The 17067-nt window shown below is 40.6% G+C and carries 16 protein-coding genes; 3 read left to right on the top strand and 13 right to left on the bottom strand.

From position 1 onward, the window contains the following. Window positions 1-5: 5 nt before the first annotated feature. From NSTC745_RS30145 to hemE, 6 genes are all read right to left on the bottom strand, one after another. The gene (locus NSTC745_RS30145; RefSeq protein ID WP_445634290.1) at window positions 6-344 is read right to left on the bottom strand and encodes a type II toxin-antitoxin system PemK/MazF family toxin; all 339 of its coding nucleotides are present in this window, start codon (window positions 342-344) and stop codon (window positions 6-8) included. Then, window positions 344-580, bottom strand: coding sequence for a CopG family ribbon-helix-helix protein (locus NSTC745_RS30140; protein WP_445634289.1), 237 nt, complete (start codon window positions 578-580; stop codon window positions 344-346). Before NSTC745_RS30140 ends, NSTC745_RS30145 begins: the two co-directional genes overlap by 1 nt. A 113-nt stretch (window positions 581-693) precedes the next feature. Beyond that, window positions 694-816, bottom strand: a complete 123-nt coding sequence (locus tag NSTC745_RS30135; protein WP_445634288.1) for a hypothetical protein — start codon at window positions 814-816, stop codon at window positions 694-696. A gap of 74 nt (window positions 817-890) precedes the next feature. Then, on the bottom strand, window positions 891-1646 hold the full coding sequence (locus NSTC745_RS30130; protein WP_445634287.1) for an ATP-grasp domain-containing protein: 756 nt from the start codon (window positions 1644-1646) through the stop codon (window positions 891-893). A 32-nt stretch (window positions 1647-1678) separates the two neighbouring features. Continuing rightward, complete coding sequence (locus NSTC745_RS30125) at window positions 1679-2617, bottom strand: NAD-dependent epimerase/dehydratase family protein (protein WP_445634286.1); 939 nt, start codon at window positions 2615-2617, stop codon at window positions 1679-1681. A gap of 216 nt (window positions 2618-2833) precedes the next feature. Next, entirely contained in the window at window positions 2834-3895 is a 1062-nt protein-coding gene (gene hemE, locus NSTC745_RS30120; protein WP_096537952.1) for a uroporphyrinogen decarboxylase, read from the bottom strand. Window positions 3896-4225: 330 nt separating this feature from the next. On the opposite strand from hemE, the gene NSTC745_RS30115 reads away from it, so the two are divergent. Next, window positions 4226-4966, top strand: a complete 741-nt coding sequence (locus tag NSTC745_RS30115) for a hypothetical protein (RefSeq protein WP_445634285.1) — start codon at window positions 4226-4228, stop codon at window positions 4964-4966. Between the two features lie 377 nt (window positions 4967-5343). Here the strand turns inward: NSTC745_RS30115 and NSTC745_RS30110 are convergent, their stop codons facing one another. From NSTC745_RS30110 to NSTC745_RS30090, 5 genes are all read right to left on the bottom strand, one after another. Continuing rightward, window positions 5344-6147, bottom strand: coding sequence for an FkbM family methyltransferase (locus NSTC745_RS30110; RefSeq protein WP_445634284.1), 804 nt, complete (start codon window positions 6145-6147; stop codon window positions 5344-5346). Window positions 6148-6193: 46 nt separating this feature from the next. Then, window positions 6194-7093 carry a S66 peptidase family protein gene (locus tag NSTC745_RS30105; protein WP_445634283.1) on the bottom strand — a complete coding sequence of 300 codons (900 nt, stop codon included), beginning with the start codon at window positions 7091-7093 and terminating at the stop codon, window positions 6194-6196. Next, a complete protein-coding gene (locus NSTC745_RS30100; RefSeq protein WP_445638721.1) occupies window positions 7090-8397 on the bottom strand; it encodes an ABC transporter substrate-binding protein in 1308 nt (435 codons plus the stop codon). The genes NSTC745_RS30105 and NSTC745_RS30100 overlap by 4 nt, the downstream gene beginning before the upstream one ends. A 5-nt stretch (window positions 8398-8402) precedes the next feature. After that, window positions 8403-9566 carry a glycosyltransferase gene (locus NSTC745_RS30095; RefSeq protein ID WP_445634282.1) on the bottom strand — a complete coding sequence of 388 codons (1164 nt, stop codon included), beginning with the start codon at window positions 9564-9566 and terminating at the stop codon, window positions 8403-8405. A 99-nt stretch (window positions 9567-9665) separates the two neighbouring features. Beyond that, a complete protein-coding gene (locus tag NSTC745_RS30090) occupies window positions 9666-10328 on the bottom strand; it encodes a glycosyltransferase family 2 protein (protein ID WP_445634281.1) in 663 nt (220 codons plus the stop codon). A 414-nt stretch (window positions 10329-10742) separates the two neighbouring features. On the opposite strand from NSTC745_RS30090, the gene NSTC745_RS30085 reads away from it, so the two are divergent. Next, window positions 10743-11120: a VOC family protein gene (locus NSTC745_RS30085; protein WP_445634280.1), complete on the top strand. Its 378-nt coding sequence runs from the start codon at window positions 10743-10745 to the stop codon at window positions 11118-11120. Between the two features lie 69 nt (window positions 11121-11189). On the opposite strand, the gene NSTC745_RS30080 is transcribed toward NSTC745_RS30085, so the two are convergent. Then, entirely contained in the window at window positions 11190-13820 is a 2631-nt protein-coding gene (locus NSTC745_RS30080; RefSeq protein WP_445634279.1) for a DNA polymerase III subunit alpha, read from the bottom strand. A gap of 183 nt (window positions 13821-14003) precedes the next feature. Between NSTC745_RS30080 and NSTC745_RS30075 the strand changes: the two genes are divergently transcribed. Continuing rightward, window positions 14004-15296 carry a dicarboxylate/amino acid:cation symporter gene (locus NSTC745_RS30075; protein WP_445634278.1) on the top strand — a complete coding sequence of 431 codons (1293 nt, stop codon included), beginning with the start codon at window positions 14004-14006 and terminating at the stop codon, window positions 15294-15296. A 991-nt stretch (window positions 15297-16287) separates the two neighbouring features. Here the strand turns inward: NSTC745_RS30075 and panB are convergent. Next, window positions 16288-17058 (bottom strand): 3-methyl-2-oxobutanoate hydroxymethyltransferase, encoded by a 771-nt coding sequence (gene panB, locus NSTC745_RS30070; RefSeq protein ID WP_445634277.1) that lies wholly within the window; start codon window positions 17056-17058, stop codon window positions 16288-16290. Window positions 17059-17067 lie beyond the last annotated feature (9 nt).

Below are 17067 nucleotides of genomic sequence, written 5' to 3'. Positions count from 1 at the left end.
TAGATCTATAGTCCGAGAACTAGACGAAGACCTTCATCAACAAGCAAGATCGTGCGATCGCTTACTTGACTGACCTGCTCGGTTAAAAATGACTTGTCCACAGTAATAACTTGGGAAACATTCACAACAGAATTTTGGGGTAAACCAGTTTCATCCGTTGTTACCAAAATATTGCCTGGAGCATCAGCCAACCGAAGATTAGTCGTTAGTACAACAGCAATTACAGTCCGAATTCGACTGCGATTAAACTCATCGGACTGAACGATCAAAACGGGTCTACGATATCCTGGCTCGGAAGCAACAGGTGTTGGCAGATTTGCCCACCAGATTTCACCTCGCTGCATCACCAAGTTTCCTCTGACAATGTATCGGCTTGTAATTGTACAAAAAACGGGTCTAGACTGCTATCTTCATCAGCGTATACAGCATCTAACTGCTTGGTGACTTGCTCTCGTTTATGCGTTTGCAAATATTCTTGGAGTGCTACAGCGTAAAGCTCACTACGAGACAAACCCATCCGTTTTGCAAATTGTTCAGCAGCCTCAAAAAGAGGGTCAGGAATCGAAATCGCTGTTTTCATAGGTCGGTATAACTATAGTTATACCTTGATGTTATCAACTTTTCTCGCTCTAGCGCGATCGCACATTTTCTGTTTTGCGACATAGACTTTCTTGCCAAGTTTCAAGGCTACGGCTAAAAAACAGTTAAATGCTCGTTAGCGATCGCATAGTAAATCCAGAATGGCAACTTTTTCGTCAGAATTCTACTAATCTCTGGAGCAACTTCTCGATAAGCTTGGGTAAACTGGGCTATCAACTCAAACGCTACATTTATAGGCTCTAGAAATTCTAGAATTAGCTCTAATTAGTATTGAACAAATAACTGAAGTATTAGCCTTTGCGCTGTGCCAGAAGTTCCTCCCATCTTGCCAAAATCATGTCAGTATAATTTGTGCTATCAATAGTGTAAGCACCGATCGCGAAGCCGTCATTCATTTCTACCAAAGCAGTTTGACCAGAAGCCAACACTCCAAAGTCGATTGCATAACCAGCATACGACTCACCTGCTTTATCTAATGCTTGGATGCCTCGGCGTATCTCTTCAATATCAACCGGAACCTCTATGTTGCCAGCGTAGTAATCCACACTTCTAATTTCTGAATCGACAACATAAACTCGGTACTCACTAAGCCAAGTGACAACCTCGGAACACAGCAACTTTTCTTGGCGTGAGACGCCATAAACCTGAGACAGATCGTACTCAGACTCAAACACGCATCCTGTAAAACGCTTGCGGCGTTTGGCTGGTTTGGCAAATGTCGCTGGATAATTGCCATTTCGTAGCCCTAATTCTAATTCTCCAAGCGTCGAGCGCCAGACGCGACGATGTAAAAACTCACTTAATGAAGCCGGATAATCATTCGGTTCGGGTTCGGGAATCGAAAGCTGTTTTAATGCTCCAGAAATGCAGGGCATATCTCCAACAACTAAAGATTCATCATCAAGGCAAAGCTGCTTGCGACGAATACGCTTTTCTGTGTAAAAGGTAACTGGAATTCTACGTCGGTTAAGCTCCTCAACAACCCGCTGTTCTTCTTCCCGGAGTCGTCCATTGCCCTGTTCCTGAATAAAGGCTTTAGAAATCACGACATTATATAGAGGCTTTTGTTATCCTAGCTTCAACTTAATTTCAAAACATCACTCATGGTTGCACAATAATTTGACAAGCCAAAACTACTAGGATTAACCGCATTTTCATAAGTAAAATGTCGATAATTCATGCAAAACCTATCCCAAGCAGCCATGCGAATGCGAAACAAAACAATAATCAAATTTGCTAAGGCTATAGATACGGGAATGCGAAAGTAAATCTTTTTGCCAAAATAAGCACAAACTTGTTCCACTGCTTGGTTAGCAGTTAATTTCGCTTGACCTAAAACAAATTGACGTGGTTGATTGTTGCCAGGAGGATGTTCGATTAAATATCGCACTACAGTAGCAATATCTCGCCCGTGGATAAAATGAAAACTACCATCTGCATTCAGAAAGCGAATCAAATTAATATATTTTGTAACTTCTTTAATACCTGATGTGACAGCAGAATAGGGTTTATTAGCATCACCACCCAAAACTATAGTTGGAAAAACTGTGGTGATTTTGGGTGCTATTTCTAATTTTTCTTTTTGATGTAAGCATTCATATTTAGAACGGATATAATCTGTACCGATTTCCCCAGCTTCTTTTAATGGTTGATTGTGGTTATCCAAAACGCTAGCTGTGGAAAAATAAATTAACTGTTGGCATTTATTTGGATTTAACAGCTTCATCAACTCTATAGTTTTGTTGACATTAATATCAAATGTCTGCTCGCCACCCCAAGCTGTGGCAGTGAGTACTGCCGTATCAATTGTTGATAGCAAATCAGCAAATTGGCTAATATTTTGCATATCGCCTTGCAAAACATTTATTCCTGGACGTGCCTGAGTATCAATTTGCAGTTTAGTAGGGTTTCTAACTAGCAGAAACAGTTCGTAATCTGTTTCTTGAATTAAGGCTTCTGTTATATAATGACCTACACAACCACTTGCACCAGTCACTAAAATCCGTTTCTGGCTCATAAAATAATTTCTAAAAAGTTAGGAGTTAAAAATCAAGATTTAAGAATAAAGTTAAAAGTTCCGAATCAAGAGTCAAAAGTGAAGTTAGGAGTTAAAAATAAAGTTAGGAATGAAGAGTGAGGAGTTAAGAATAAAAAATAACTTTACACCTCGCAACTGATAAGTTAATAGTTTATAACTTATAACTTATAACTCCTAACTCCTAACTCATAACTCCTAAGCCGTAACTGCTGCCAAATTCAGTTGCTTTGCGGTTTCAAAGAAGAAAGCGACATTTTCTTCTGGAGTTTCTGGCAAGACACCGTGGCCGAGATTGAGAATGTGACCCCAATTGCCGGCTTTGCGAACGGTATCATAAATGCGATCGCGGATAAATTCTTTCGAGCCAAATAGCACGCCTGGGTCAAGATTTCCTTGGACTTTGATTTGTTTGCCCAATCTTGCCCGTGCATCTGCCATATCCACTGCCCAGTCTACAGTGACGATATCTGCGCCAGATTTGCCCATTCTTTCCAACACGCCTGCACTACCGCTAACTAGCAAAATCAACGGTGTATCGGGGTGGGTTTGTTTGATTTGCTGGAAAACTCTCTGCTGATAAGGCAGAGCAAAGGTGTCATAATCTTGGGGGCTTAATTGACCCGCCCAAGAATCGAACATTTGCACAACTTGAGCGCCAGAGTCAATTTGGTAGCGGGCATAGACGGCGATCGCATCTGCTAATTTTGTTAACAATTGATGCAATATCGTTGCGTCAGAAAATGCCATGTTTTTGATAATGGAATAGGTTTTAGAACCTTTTCCTTCCACCGCATAAGCAGCTAATGTCCACGGCGCACCCACAAAGCCCAACACCGTTGATTTATCGCCTACTTCCGAGCGTAGCGCCTGCAAAATTGTTTTGATGAATGGTAGATCTGCTTCTGGTTCTAGGGGACGCAGGTTATCAATTTGTTCTTGAGTGCGGAGAGGCGAATGAATGATTGGCCCTTTACCTTCGGCAATATCCATATCAATGCCCAAACCAGGTAATGGGGTGACAATATCAGAAAATAAAATTACTCCATCTGGCTGGAAAGCTTTCCACGGTTGCAAGGAAACTTCAATTGCGACTTCTGGAATTTCCGAGCGATCGCGAAACGAAGGATACTTATCTCTTAAGTCTCGATATGCTTTCATATATCGTCCCGCTTGTCGCATCATCCATACAGGGGGACGATCTACTACTTCACCACGAGCAGCCCGTAAGAGATGAGGAGTTGTTAACGAAACACCCATTTATCACTTCATCCTAAGTCACTTTTTTTATGCCACTGTTTAGCTTATCACTCTGGGATTACGCTTTTTCAGAATAAAAGGGACTGGGGGTTGGGGACTAGGGACTGGGAACTGGGAAATAGGATAAAACAGGAATCAATATTGAATTGGGAATTGGGCATTGGGCATTGGGCATGGGAAGAGGCGGAGGGGCGGAGGGGCAGAGGGGCAGAGGGGAAATACTATTGTCACTTCTCCCCTGCTCCCCTGCTCCCCATCTCCTCTGCTCCCCTGCTCCCCTGCTCCCCATCCCCCATCCCCCAATCCCCACTCCCTACTCCCTAATCTCTTATGCAATCTGACTCTAACAGTCCCGATCGCTTTACATCTGCTAATAACGAGCCTAACCCAGGAAAATTTTTGATTCCGCGATCGCAGCGACAGAAATTCTTTTTTCAGTTTACCTCAATGACCCTCATCGGATGGGTTGTCGGTGGCGTTGCCAGCATCGCTTTAGAAAAACTGATTCTCGAAAATGTATCGCTAGACTCGCAAACGTGGAGCATTGTGGTTAGATGTCTGAGCAATGTGGTGTTTGCGCTGATTTTTGCTGCCGATCAAGCTCTTGTCATTTATCGATATTTGTCTGGTTGGCAATGGATATTTGCTACTAGTGTTGGTTGGTTAATTGCCAACGGCGTTTCTACAGCCTGGATTAACTATATTTCATCCATTGCCTCATCGTTCAATGAAGCTTTATCCCCCGAACAAACTTTTCTTTTGGGATTTCTAGGAGCGATCGCTTATGTGATTTCTGGTATTTGGCTAGGCATTTGTCAATGGCTGGTATTAAGAAAATATACAGCAAGTGCTTGGCGGTGGAATTTTATACCTTCAATCTCTTTTTTGTTAATTACTATTTTGATTTGGTTACTTTTTCTTGTGCAAAATTTAATTCCAGAAGCAAACCGTAATTTTATCTTGTATTGGAGCGGACAAGGATTTACAGCAATTATTCTCGGAGCTATACCAGCAATTGGCTTGTGTACTTTGAAGAGAAATTTACCTCGCCAAACTGAACTTTCTCAATAAGTTTTATTGGAAGAAGTCAGAATTCCGAATTCAGAATAACTAATCAAATATTTGATTAATCTAGACACCAATTAGATTTCTCTCTGTTTCTCTGGAAACAAATAAATCTAGCGATCTATTACATTAATTAATCTTTAACAGGACTTACGCAATATGTGACTGAAAACCTTATTCAAGCGTAGCGGTAATTCATGTAGACGCACAGCGGCTACTCTGCGAGAACGCTAAGAGCGAACCCGCAGGGTATTACCGCTACTTTCGTTATCTTTTGCATAGTCCTGTTTAAGATCTGCGAAATCCCCAATATTTCTAAAACGTCGGGGATTTTACCACTGCTAATGCCTTATAAAATTCAGGATTAATTCTGAATTATTCAACTACAAACTAGCATGAGTATCATACCACGGTTCCTTGATGTTGAGTTTATCTAGCAGCATTTTTCCTCCAAGTAATTTGGAAACAATCCCATTTACTCCAAGTATTCTAGAGTTCAAAAAAATGCCTTTATAGACGTTGATTATTTCTTTCTGTGAAAGCCAATTTCCTGGTGTTTCTTCTCCAAAAAGTCCGCTAGCGCCATATTCAAATTCGTAAGGGATATACTGTCCTTCTCGTGCTGGTGAAGGACAGACTTGTTTTGGTACTTCTGCTTGATTGATGGCTTTGAATTTTTGATAACCAAGTTCTTTAAATACTGCGAACTCATTGAGCAAAGCATTCCAAGAAGTTTTTGTGGATTCTATAGATATAAATTTTGGTTTACTTTCAAACTGCCTTAATGCTTCTACACACAATATTTCAGTACCTTCAATATCGACTTTGAGATAATAGGGAATGCCAAACTGTTCCAGGATTTTTTCAAATCGGCATCCTTCTACAGTCATCTCAACGAAAGGCGTATTAAAGGAAAGTTCGGTCTTTTTAACTCTATCTAGTGAAGTTGTACCCCAAAAAGTTCTGTCTGAATTAGTATAAAATGTGACTGATTCGTCTTTGGTTGATACAGCAATATTTAGGAGGGTAAGTTGACCATTTTCAATGTAGTAATTTAGTCGTTCTTTGACTGATTTGTAAATCTGAGGATCGGCTTCTATACCAATAACTCGAAAGCCTTTTTTCAAGTAAAATTCTGTATCTTGACCTGTGTGAACGCCAACATCAATTATTAAATTTTTGTCCATAAACTCCTTATTTTTTTAATTAAAAATTGCTATGCTCTAGGATTTATCACTCGTCGATCGCCAATGTCCCCGCATCTCCGTCTAAAGTTGCTTTCACGCCCACTGGTAAGGCTGCATTGGGATTACCGTGACCAAAAGGCAAATCAGAGACTACAGGAATCCCCAGATCGCTCAAGCGATCGCGCAATACTTCTTCAACGCTAAAACTAGGCACATTTGGCGGCGCTTCACAACGAGTAAAACTGCCCAAAGCAATGCCGCGAAGTTTGGCTAAAGCACCACTTAAACGCCACTGCGTAAGCATTCTGTCGATACGATAAGGCGCTTCTGTAACATCCTCCAGTGCCAAGATCGCGCCATCAAAATTTGGCTGGATTGGTGTACTTAAAAGATGAGTTGCTACTGTCAAGTTTCCTGGTAACAAAACGCCAGTTGCAATCCCACCACCCCAACCACAACCTTTAATAGAAGCAACACAACGACCTTCCACCAAATCAAACAATCGCTCGATTGACCAATCTGGCTCATCACCAAGGGTTGTCAGTACAGGGCCGTGAACGCCGGAAATGCCTGCGTTATAAAGGCTCCACAACAGCGCAGTGATGTCAGAAAAGCCAATCAACCACTTGGGAAGTTCTGATTTTTGTTGCCAATGCCAATTTTCTAAGATGCGGGTGCTACCGAAACCACCCCTGGCGCAGAGGATACCGCGACAATCTGGGTCTTGCCATGCTGCTGCTAGCTGGTTGCGGCGGTTTTCATCGGTACTTGCTAAATATCCCCATTTGTCATCTATCTTGGGGCTGATTTCAACTTGGTAGCCACGCGATCGCCATATTTCGATACTCCGCTCAAATGCCTCAAATTCTCGTAAAGCACCACTAGGAGCAATGACTCGAAGCAAATCACCAGGTTTTAAGGGTGCTGGCAGGATTTTAGATTTCATTGAGGTTGTATGGAATCCCAAATTGAATCGAGGTTTGCTTGGGCTTTTTCAAGTGCTGTTTTCGCAGACTCACCGAGCAATGTGGCTTCAATAGCTCGACCAAGACTGTCAGCCAGACGACTATATCCAGCAATACCCGGTTGAGTGTATGCTACAGGCATTTGATCGAAAAATACTTTTAACTGTGGTTTTTGATTGATAAATTGTTGATAAGCTTTGCTTTTAGCCGATGTCAAAGTAACTGGTAAAAAGCCCGTTTTAATACTCCATTCTGTTTGGAATTCTTCACTTAAAATGTACTCTAAAAATTTCAGTGCTGCTTGTTCTCTTGCTGGTGTGGTTTTCATCACATATAAATTTCCAGTACCGGTGGCCGTAGCAGGTCTCACACCTGCTGGTATTGGCAATACTTGATGATCCACGTTAGATTTCATGATTAATGTCCAAGGGCCTGTAATCTGCATCGCAACACGACCAGCAATAAAAGCGTCCTCTTCATAACCTCGTTCTGGGGCAGAAAGCATTGCTGAACCATCTTTGAGTAGATCTTCCCATAATTGTAAGGCAGCGATCGCTCCCGGATTCATTAAGTTTGGGCGATTATTGCTAACAATCTCTCCCTCAGCACCAAATAAAAAGGGAAACCAACTAAAGACAGTCCATCCTCCTTTTCCTAAAGGCAGTAAAATGCCATACTGTTCGGGGCGGCGATCGCCATTCCGGTCTATAGTTAATTTTTTAGCCACTTGCCTCAATTGTTCCCAAGTCTTGGGTAATTCTGTGATTCCCGCAGCTTCAAAAAGCTTAGGACGATAGAAAATGCCAACATTACTAGTCTGCATTGGCACTGACCAAATATGACCATTTAACTCCATTCCTTCCAAAAGATTAGGTCTAATATCTGACTTCAGTGGCGATTTTTCCAACCATTCTTCTAAAGGTTGAATTGCTCCTAGTTCCACAAATTGACCTGTATATTCCGGCTGCATTGATAAGATATCTGGAGGCACATTAGCTACAACAGATGTTAATATTTTTGGCAATTGAGGATCGGGCTGAAAGATAGATTCCACCTGAATATCAGAATGAGTCTGATTAAATCTATCTACTAGCTTTTGAAAAATTTCTCGATGTGCCGGGGGATTAAGTGCTTGCCAAAGCGTCAGATGAATTACTCCGTCATCTTTTTGTCTTATTCCCTGACAACCAGATAAAAATATTAAACAAAAAACAAAAGCAATTCCTATAAGTGAAACTTGCCAAGTAAATTTTCTGATTTGGGATGTTAACAAACTGGGATGCATAACAATTAACAAATAATTTGCTGAATCAAAAGTTCTAAATTTTTTGCACAGCTAGATTCGCTAAAAAATCGTTCAATTTTTTCAGAGCGATCGATTTTTTCCTGAGGAATTTTCGCATGGTCAATAATTGCTGCTGCTAATGCATTTACATCTTTTGGTGGTACTAGGGTTCCACATTTAAGTACTTCAGAAAGCTCGCGAGGCCCAACTGGACAGTCACTGGCAATAAAAGTTACGCCACTGGCTACCGCTTCTACAATCACCATGCCAAATCCTTCATAATGAGAGGCAAGTATAACTGCTCTCGACAGTGAAAAGTAAGCTCTAGGATTGGGGACAGATCCTGCAAACAGAACAATATCAGCAATGCCTAAAGAATTTACTAAAGCTTGAATTTCTGCCTCTAAATCACCGTCTCCTAGCAAAATCAGCCGGATATTTGAGTAAGTTTCACTAGCTTTAGCAAATGCCTTGATTAAAGTTTTATGGTCTTTTTGATGATGAAATCTAGCCGCACATACAAAGGTAATTAACTGAGAATTGTTTAACCAAGACTTAGCTGTAGAATTCAGAGGCTGGTTATTTAGATCGGGGATTGCTGGATTGTAAGATATTGCTATTCGAGGATGATTCAATCCAATGTTTAAAAATCTTTCATAAAGAGTTTTGCAAACAAAAACCAGTCCACTAGCTTGCTTAATGGCACTGAGATTAACCCAACTATCAAGACTGATAGATAAATTTTGAATCGCTGCTTTAATGGAGTCTTTTTTGACTTTAACCAGTGATTCAGCAATGTAATCAGTGTGAATGTAGCTGATGTATGGAATAGATAAACTTCCAAGGAAGAATTTAGAAATATAATACAGTTTGGTAACAAATGCAGTGTGACAAATAATCAAATCGGGTTTGTGGCTAGTAATAACTTTACTGAGTTGTTTGGCTATTGATATTTGGTGTATCGTTCCCCCAATATGAAATTGAGAGCCTGCAACTCTCATAATCGTTACTTGTTCGGCAGCTTTAAAGTCTACTGTCCATAATGAATCTAAATATGTCAGCACCACAGTAGAAACTTTATAACCAGCCTTTACTTGGGAGGATATTAGAGAATCAGCAGTTCTCGCTGCCCCCCCAATATTATTCAGAATAATATGACAAATATGCATGGTTAAAGGTAGAGTTACCAAGAAAGGCAGGAGTTAGGAGGCAGAAGGCAGGAGTTTAAGAGGGATCTAAAAGTGCCTAAAATTACAGCAAAACACTTTTCAAACAACCTCTTGGTTCAACTCTGAAAAATTCTTAGTAACGCTAGTTTCTGCTCTTGTATAAAGATAGGTTTCTGGTTCGGTTATTTTCTGAGTTCGGAAGATTTTTTCTGCACGTGCCCAAAAGTCCGTATCTTCTCCATAAAGAAAATGCTTAAATCCTTGTAACTCAAAAAAGACATGTCTTGGCCCAAAGAATGTTGGGCCCAAAATACATTCTCGGAGATTAATTTTTTGACCGGGATTATAATAATCTGCTAGCCAAATCTCTTCTTCAGTTGCGAATCCCCCTTCAATCAAGTCAATTTCTGGATGAGCTTTCATGTATTCAATACGCGACTCTAAATGATATGGTTTGTATGTGTCGTCGCTGTCGATGAATGTAATATATCTACCAAAAGATGCCTGAATTCCAGCGTTTTTTGCATAACACTGCTTCTTGTTTTGATGTTTTAAATAGCGGATTTTATTATATTTTTCAATATAAGAATTAACACTTTCAAAAGTATTGTCTTGGCTACCATCATCAACTATAATTAGTTCCCAATCCTGAAAAGTCTGATTAATAACACTATCAATACACTGATTGAGATATTTGGCTCTGTTGTAAGTACAAAGAATAATTGATATTTCCGGAATGATATCAAAGATTATGGGACTCATAAATGCACTGCTGTAATCGTTAAAACTGGTTTAGTTGCTAATTTTTATCGACAAATATCCAAGTAATTAGTTTGTAAGTTTAACCTTATTGGGTAAACTACAACATCCTCTATCCTATTACTAAAAGCATTCAGCGAATCATTATACCAAAATTAAAGCGAATCGGAATGCTCAAATCATTTAATACATTAGACCTCTTGCAAAAGTGCTTTTCGCACTTTTGTGGGAAAAGGTTAAAGGGGAAAGGGAAAATACCAAACCTTTCCCCCTTTGCCCTTCCCCTTTTCCCGACTTCTGCAAGAAGTCTATTCTCCAGCAGTTTTCATATTAACCGCTAGATAAATAACTTAATTGGTTCTGAGATACCGTTTTGTTGAAAAATATTGTAAGTACTTAATCTCAAAGTCAAAGCTGATGTTTGACCATCTATCGTTTGGCGTCAGTAATTTAGAACGCAGTCTAGCTTTCTATGATGCAGTGCTTATGCCGTTAGGCATCAAGCGGCTGTTTAATTTGACTGACATTGCTGGTTATGGCAGTGATAGTTTCCCAAGGTTTTGGCTTGTCAGCCGCCAAAAGTTTACCCATGAGGTATCAAGGGGTTTTCATTTGGCATTTGTGGCTAATAATCGTGCTGCTGTTGATGCTTTTTACGAACAAGCGATCGCATCAGGAGCTAAAGACGATGGTAAACCAGGATTGCGTTTAAATTATCACCCCAATTATTATGCCGCTTTTGCGATCGATCCTGACGGATATCGTATAGAAGCTGTTTGTCACGAACCAGCATAATTGGGCATGGGGCATGGGGCATAGGGCATTGGTTATGAATTATTCTCTTTGTCCCCTTGTCTCTATTTGCTACTCTGGCAAACCCTCAACCCGCATCAAATCTAATTCGCCCTCAAATATTTCATCGATGGGCAACATTTGACCATCGGCAGTCATAAATTTATGGTCTTTTGTTGCCCGAATCACTGAACCGTCTTCTAAACAATATTCAAACACTTCTTGTTGTCCGCGATCGTGCCACTGGGCGATAGGTTGATTATAAATATTCCCATTACTATCAACGCTGTATACACTACATTCAATGCCTTTTTCTACAATCTCCCCAATCGGCAAAAATCCATATTCTACTGTTAAAATTTCCGTGTCATAGCTTAAACAATATTCAGCAAATTTCAACATTTGCTCGAATAAATCTTCAGCTACTTGTTTTTTCACGCCATTTTTTGCCGCACCATCGACAAATTTTTCTCGCTGCTTTTGCATTTCGGAAACTTTCTTTTTACCCATTGCCCGACGCAGCAAGTCAGCTTGACCTAAGGAATATCCAGCCATATCTTGAGCAATTTTCATGATTTGCTCTTGATAAACCATGATTCCATAAGTTTCGTCTAATATTGGTTCTAAAATATTGTGTTCGTAATCAATTGTTTCTCGACCGTGTTTGCGGTTAATAAATTTAGGAATCAGTCCTGCATCTAATGGCCCCGGTCGATAAAGTGCCAAAATTGAAGAAATATCTTCTATATTAGAAGGCTTCAAATCTCGAACTATTTGACGCATCCCAGAAGATTCTAATTGAAATATTCCTTCTAACTCACCTGCTTCTAATAGCTCATAAGTTTTTTGGACATCTTTTGGCAGGTTGCTATGTTCCCCTTTAGCTAATATCTTTTGTGCTTTTCTTTCTTGTTGAGTAATATCATCTGGATCGACACGATATCCTTTGGTTTCTTCAATTAGATCGAGGGTTTTTTGAATCAAGGTCAGGTTACGCAAACCTAGAAAATCCATTTTTAACAAACCCATTGATTCTAGGTCTTCCATGAAATACTGAGTGATAACAGAACCGTCATTATTCTTTTGTAGCGGTACAATTTCATCTAATGGTTCGTCTGAAATCACTACACCCGCTGCATGAACTCCAAAGGTTTTGTTAGTTCCTTCAATTCGCATCGCCATATCAATCCAATGGCGAACTCTTGGGTCTTTATCATATTTTTCTTTAAACTCTGGTTCTGGAGTTGCATCGGAAATCATCACCTTGAGCTTAGTTGGTTTACCCCGCACCACAGGAATTAATTTCGCCATTTTGTCGGCTTCACCATAAGGAATATTTAATACTCTGGCGACATCTTTCAAAACGGCTTTAGAAGTTAGGCGGTTAAAGGTAATAATTTGAGCAACTCTATCTGCACCATATTTTTCTGTTACGTAATCAATAACTTTATCGCGTTGTTCAATACAAAAGTCCGTATCAATATCAGGCATGGATTTCCGTTCTGGGTTCAAGAAACGCTCAAATAGTAATCCATGATGTACGGGGTCAATGTTAGTAATTCGCATTGCGTATGCAACTAACGAACCAGCTGCCGAACCGCGTCCAGGGCCAACGGGAATATTATTATCTCTGGCAAATTTAATGTAGTCCCATACAACTAAAAAATATTTGGAAAAACCCATCTGCTGAATCATTTTCAGCTCGTATTCCAATCTTTCTTTATAGACAGGATCGACTTCATTGCGTGATTTGCGATTTAACCTTTCTAAAAGTCCAATCCATGCAACTTCTTCTGCGTAAGTATCAGCAGTATGACCGGAAGGAATTGGCGGAGTAGGAATTTGAGGCTCACCCATAATATGGTAAGGCTCGACTTTATCGGCGACTTCTTCAGTGGTAGCTACAGCTTCTTCAATGACATCATCTGGTAAATGGTCGCGAAATAGCAGTTTCATCTCTTGGGCAGATTTGAGATATTCGGTGCCGCTATAACGCATTCGATTATCTTCAACAATTAGCTTGCCTGTTTGAATACACAGCAAGGCGTCGTGGGCTTCAACGTCAAAACAAGAAATAAAATGCGAATCATTGGTAGCAACAAATTTAATACCTAATTCCCGTGCAATTTTGACTATTTCGACATTCACAATCCGGTCTTCTTGGGAACCGTGGTCTTGAATTTCTAAATAATAATCATCACCAAATACATCTTTATACCACTGAGCAACTTTCCTGGCTGCATCTGGTCTGCCACTGAGAATTGCTTGGGGAACTTCTCCGCCCAAACAAGCACTAGTAACAATCAAGCCTTCATGATATTGTTTGAGTAAATCTTTATTAATACAAGGACGAGAAAAAATTCCTTTGCCTTGAACGCCTTTGAGATTAGAAATACTAGTTAATTTGACTAAATTTTTGTAACCTTTTGTATTTTTAGCTAAAACAACTTGATGATATTTAGGACGGCGTTCTTGTTTCTCAATATCGCCGTTAATGATATACATTTCGTTACCGATAATCGGCTTAATATTTTGACTGCGGCAAATTTTAATCAATTCAACCGCGCCATACATGACACCATGATCGGTAAGGGCGATCGCTTTCATTCCCAATGCGATCGCTCTTTCCACCAACTCTGGTAGCTGACTTGCTCCATCAAGCAAACTGTAGTCACTGTGAATATGCAAAGGCACAAAGGACATAAACGTCTCCAAGCACAAGCCAAAAATATCTCTTAAGGGCTGACCCTTTCAAGCCGGATTTTGCAAAGCAATGGGATCTTAGATTAGCAGTTTTTACCCAAAAATAAAGCTTTTGTTTTTCCGGATTTACCACTGTCACAAGTGTTGTTTTAATAGTTACAGCAGTTAATCCGCATCTAACCAATGAGCCATCCAGACACTACTACTTCGCCTGAAACCAAAGCTAGGCCTTGGTGGCAGCGTATTCCTCTGACGTTACAAATTGTAATCGCCCTAGTAGCCGCCGTTAGCGTCGGAATTGCCCTTGGTGCAGGAAATCCCAGCCCCACCAACGCCGCCCTGATTAACAATTTAGCAATTCCAGCTGAGTTAGTGCTAAAGGCTCTCCGTGCCTTAGCTACACCGCTGATTTTGGTAGCGGTGCTGCATACTTTAATGACTACAAATATCCCTGGTACAGCCGGACGTCGGTTATTTGTACTACTTTTAACCAACACTACCGTAGCTATCTTAGTCGGACTTTTTGTCGCCAACGTTCTGCGTCCGGGAACCTGGGGGAATGTAGTCAGCTCCACAAATACACAAATCACAACTCAAAACCTCGATCCTTGGGGACTCGTCAAAGATGCAGTACCAGAAGCAGTCCTCAAACCCTTAGTTGACAATAATGTCATTCAACTGATTGTCATTGCCTTGAGTTTTGGCATTGTACTGCGGGCATTAAAATCCGAACAAATCGCCCAAGGAAAAAACGCATACCAACCCATTGAAGATGTCATCGGCATTTTGTTTGATGCGGTAGTCCGTATCCTCAATTGGGTAATTGCCTTGGTACCCTTCGCAGTCTTTGGGATTGTGGCTAAAACTGTTGCCAAAGAAGGTTTTGCCCCCTTTCAATCTTTAGGGGCATTCATCGTGGCGGTGCTGGTAGCACTGTTACTACAAGCGTGTTACTACCTCACCAGAGTCAAATTCGGTTCTTGGGTACACCCCCTCAAATTTCTAGCTGGCGGTTCTGATGCCTTTTTAACGGCTTTCTCGACTTCTTCCTCTGCGGCGGCGATGCCCGTCACCTTCGAGGTTTTGCAAACAAAAGTCGGTTTAAGAGAATCCTCTGCTGCCTTGGGGGCATTAGTAGGAGCAAATTTCAACAATGATGGCACTGCCCTTTATGAAGCGATGTCTGCATTGTATATTTCCCAACTAATTGGGCAACACCTAAGCTTGGGACAGCAATTAATTGTCATCCTCACTTCGATTTTTGCATCCGTAGGTGCAGCGAATATCCCCAATGCTGGACTAGTAACAATGACGTTGGTGTTTACTTCTGTAGGTTTACCTACTCAATACATAGCTTTGCTAGTGACTGTAGACTGGTTTTTGGATCGCTGCCGCACTGCAATTAATGTTATGGGAGACATGACTGTTAGTACTTTACTAGACGGCAAAAAGCCCCGTACTTTAGACGAGGCTTAGTTTGGCTTTTTTAATATAGCTTTTAATATAGCTAATGCTGTTGAGGCCCTTTCGCGTCACATTCTTTAGTCCAGCAGCGTTCTAGCATTTGAAGACGCCAAGCTAATGCAAAACGATGGGGATTCCATACTAATTTAGTATCAGCGCTAAATAAGGGCTGGTTCAGATATTGCCAAAGAGGAAATTTAATTTTGATGTCTTTTGGAGTCATAAGAACGATAAATATTAAAAAGTTTAGTGGGAATAGTTGACGTTTTGTCTAGTAACCGCCTGACACTGTTTTTCTAGTTAAAGACTACACTGGCTTTCTACAATTGTCTTGGTGGCAATTGCGGAATTTCCGCAGATCCATCGTGTTGTCTACGCTTTAATACTTAAATTGAATCTAACTTTTTATTTTTATTTGGAAAAGCTCTCTTTGAATCTCTTTCCTTATAGGCTATCGCCCCGTAATTTTTCGTAACATTTATGAGAATGAAAACTCACATTTTAGGTAAATTTTATAGCTTTGTTTATAAACTTATTAAGTAGCCGGACAAAATTAATCCCGCAACTTTTTTGATGGTATAAGCGAAATTCTGGGGGTAAAACCCAGTGGTTATAGGGCTAAACTTAAGTCCTGCAAGTAACTTCAGTTGCTTGCCAATATAAAAATTTATCTGAAAATAACTAAAATACAGCGTATTTCGGGTAAATGAACTACACTCGTAGGGGCACAATATATTGTGCCCCTACGATCTGTACCTCATCAAGTTGCAATCTGCTGTATCTCCAAAAATCTTTAGTCTACTTCAGTAGACTTTGGCTACTAGCGTAGTAATTTATTACTAGGCAACTATTGGGAATTGTCAAACAATGTTTTCAAAATTGTTAAGAAACATTTGATTAATGAATAGCTTACGAGAGCAGAGGCTTTGACTTTTACCAAAACAGAATTCAGGCGTCAGAATTGAGTCCAATCCAGGCGCTTTTCGATTTAGCGAAGTATTGCTTAAGGAAACTTCCGTTCTCGCACTTCTAAAGCATAATCTTGCACGGCTTTAGTAATTGTCTCCCGTAAATTTGTATAAACTTTGGCAAATGGTGGACTCTTTTCTGCAAGACCGAGTACATCTGAAGTAACTAAAACTTGACCATCGCAGTGAGGCCCTGCACCAATACCAATTGTCGGGATGGTAAGTTTTTGTGTAATTTGCATTGCCAAGTCTGCGGGTATATGCTCTAACAACATGGCAAAAGCACCAGCTTGTTCGAGAGCGATCGCTTCATTTAAAATTCTCTCACTGGCTTCTTGGGTTTTACCCTGTTGTCGCAAACCGAGTTGATGTACTGATTGCGGCGTCAAACCCACATGACCCATAACTGGAATTCCGGCTTGTACCAAACGAGCCACAGTTTCCACCATTTCTGGATAACCACCCTCTAACTTTACACCTTGCGCTCCGGTTTCTTTCAAAACCCTACCCGCTGAATGTATCGCTTGTTGGATGCTTTCCTGGTAGCTCAAAAACGGTAAATCAACCAGTAAAAAAGCGCGTTTAACTCCTCGACGTACAGCTTTGGCGTGGTAAATCATCTCATCTAAAGTTATTGGCAGAGTTGTTTGGTAGCCTAAAACCACTGCCATCGAGTCACCCACGAGGATTAAGTCTACACCAGCTGCGTCGAGGAGTTGGGCGATCGCATAATCCCAGGCCGTCAACGCCACAATTGAACGTCCCTCTTGTTTCCATTGAATTAATTGCTGGGTAGTGATTGCCATATTTTTTTA

The sequence above is a fragment of the Nostoc sp. DSM 114161 genome, from assembly GCF_052692665.1.
This window is presented reverse-complemented; position numbering and strand designations above follow the sequence as displayed.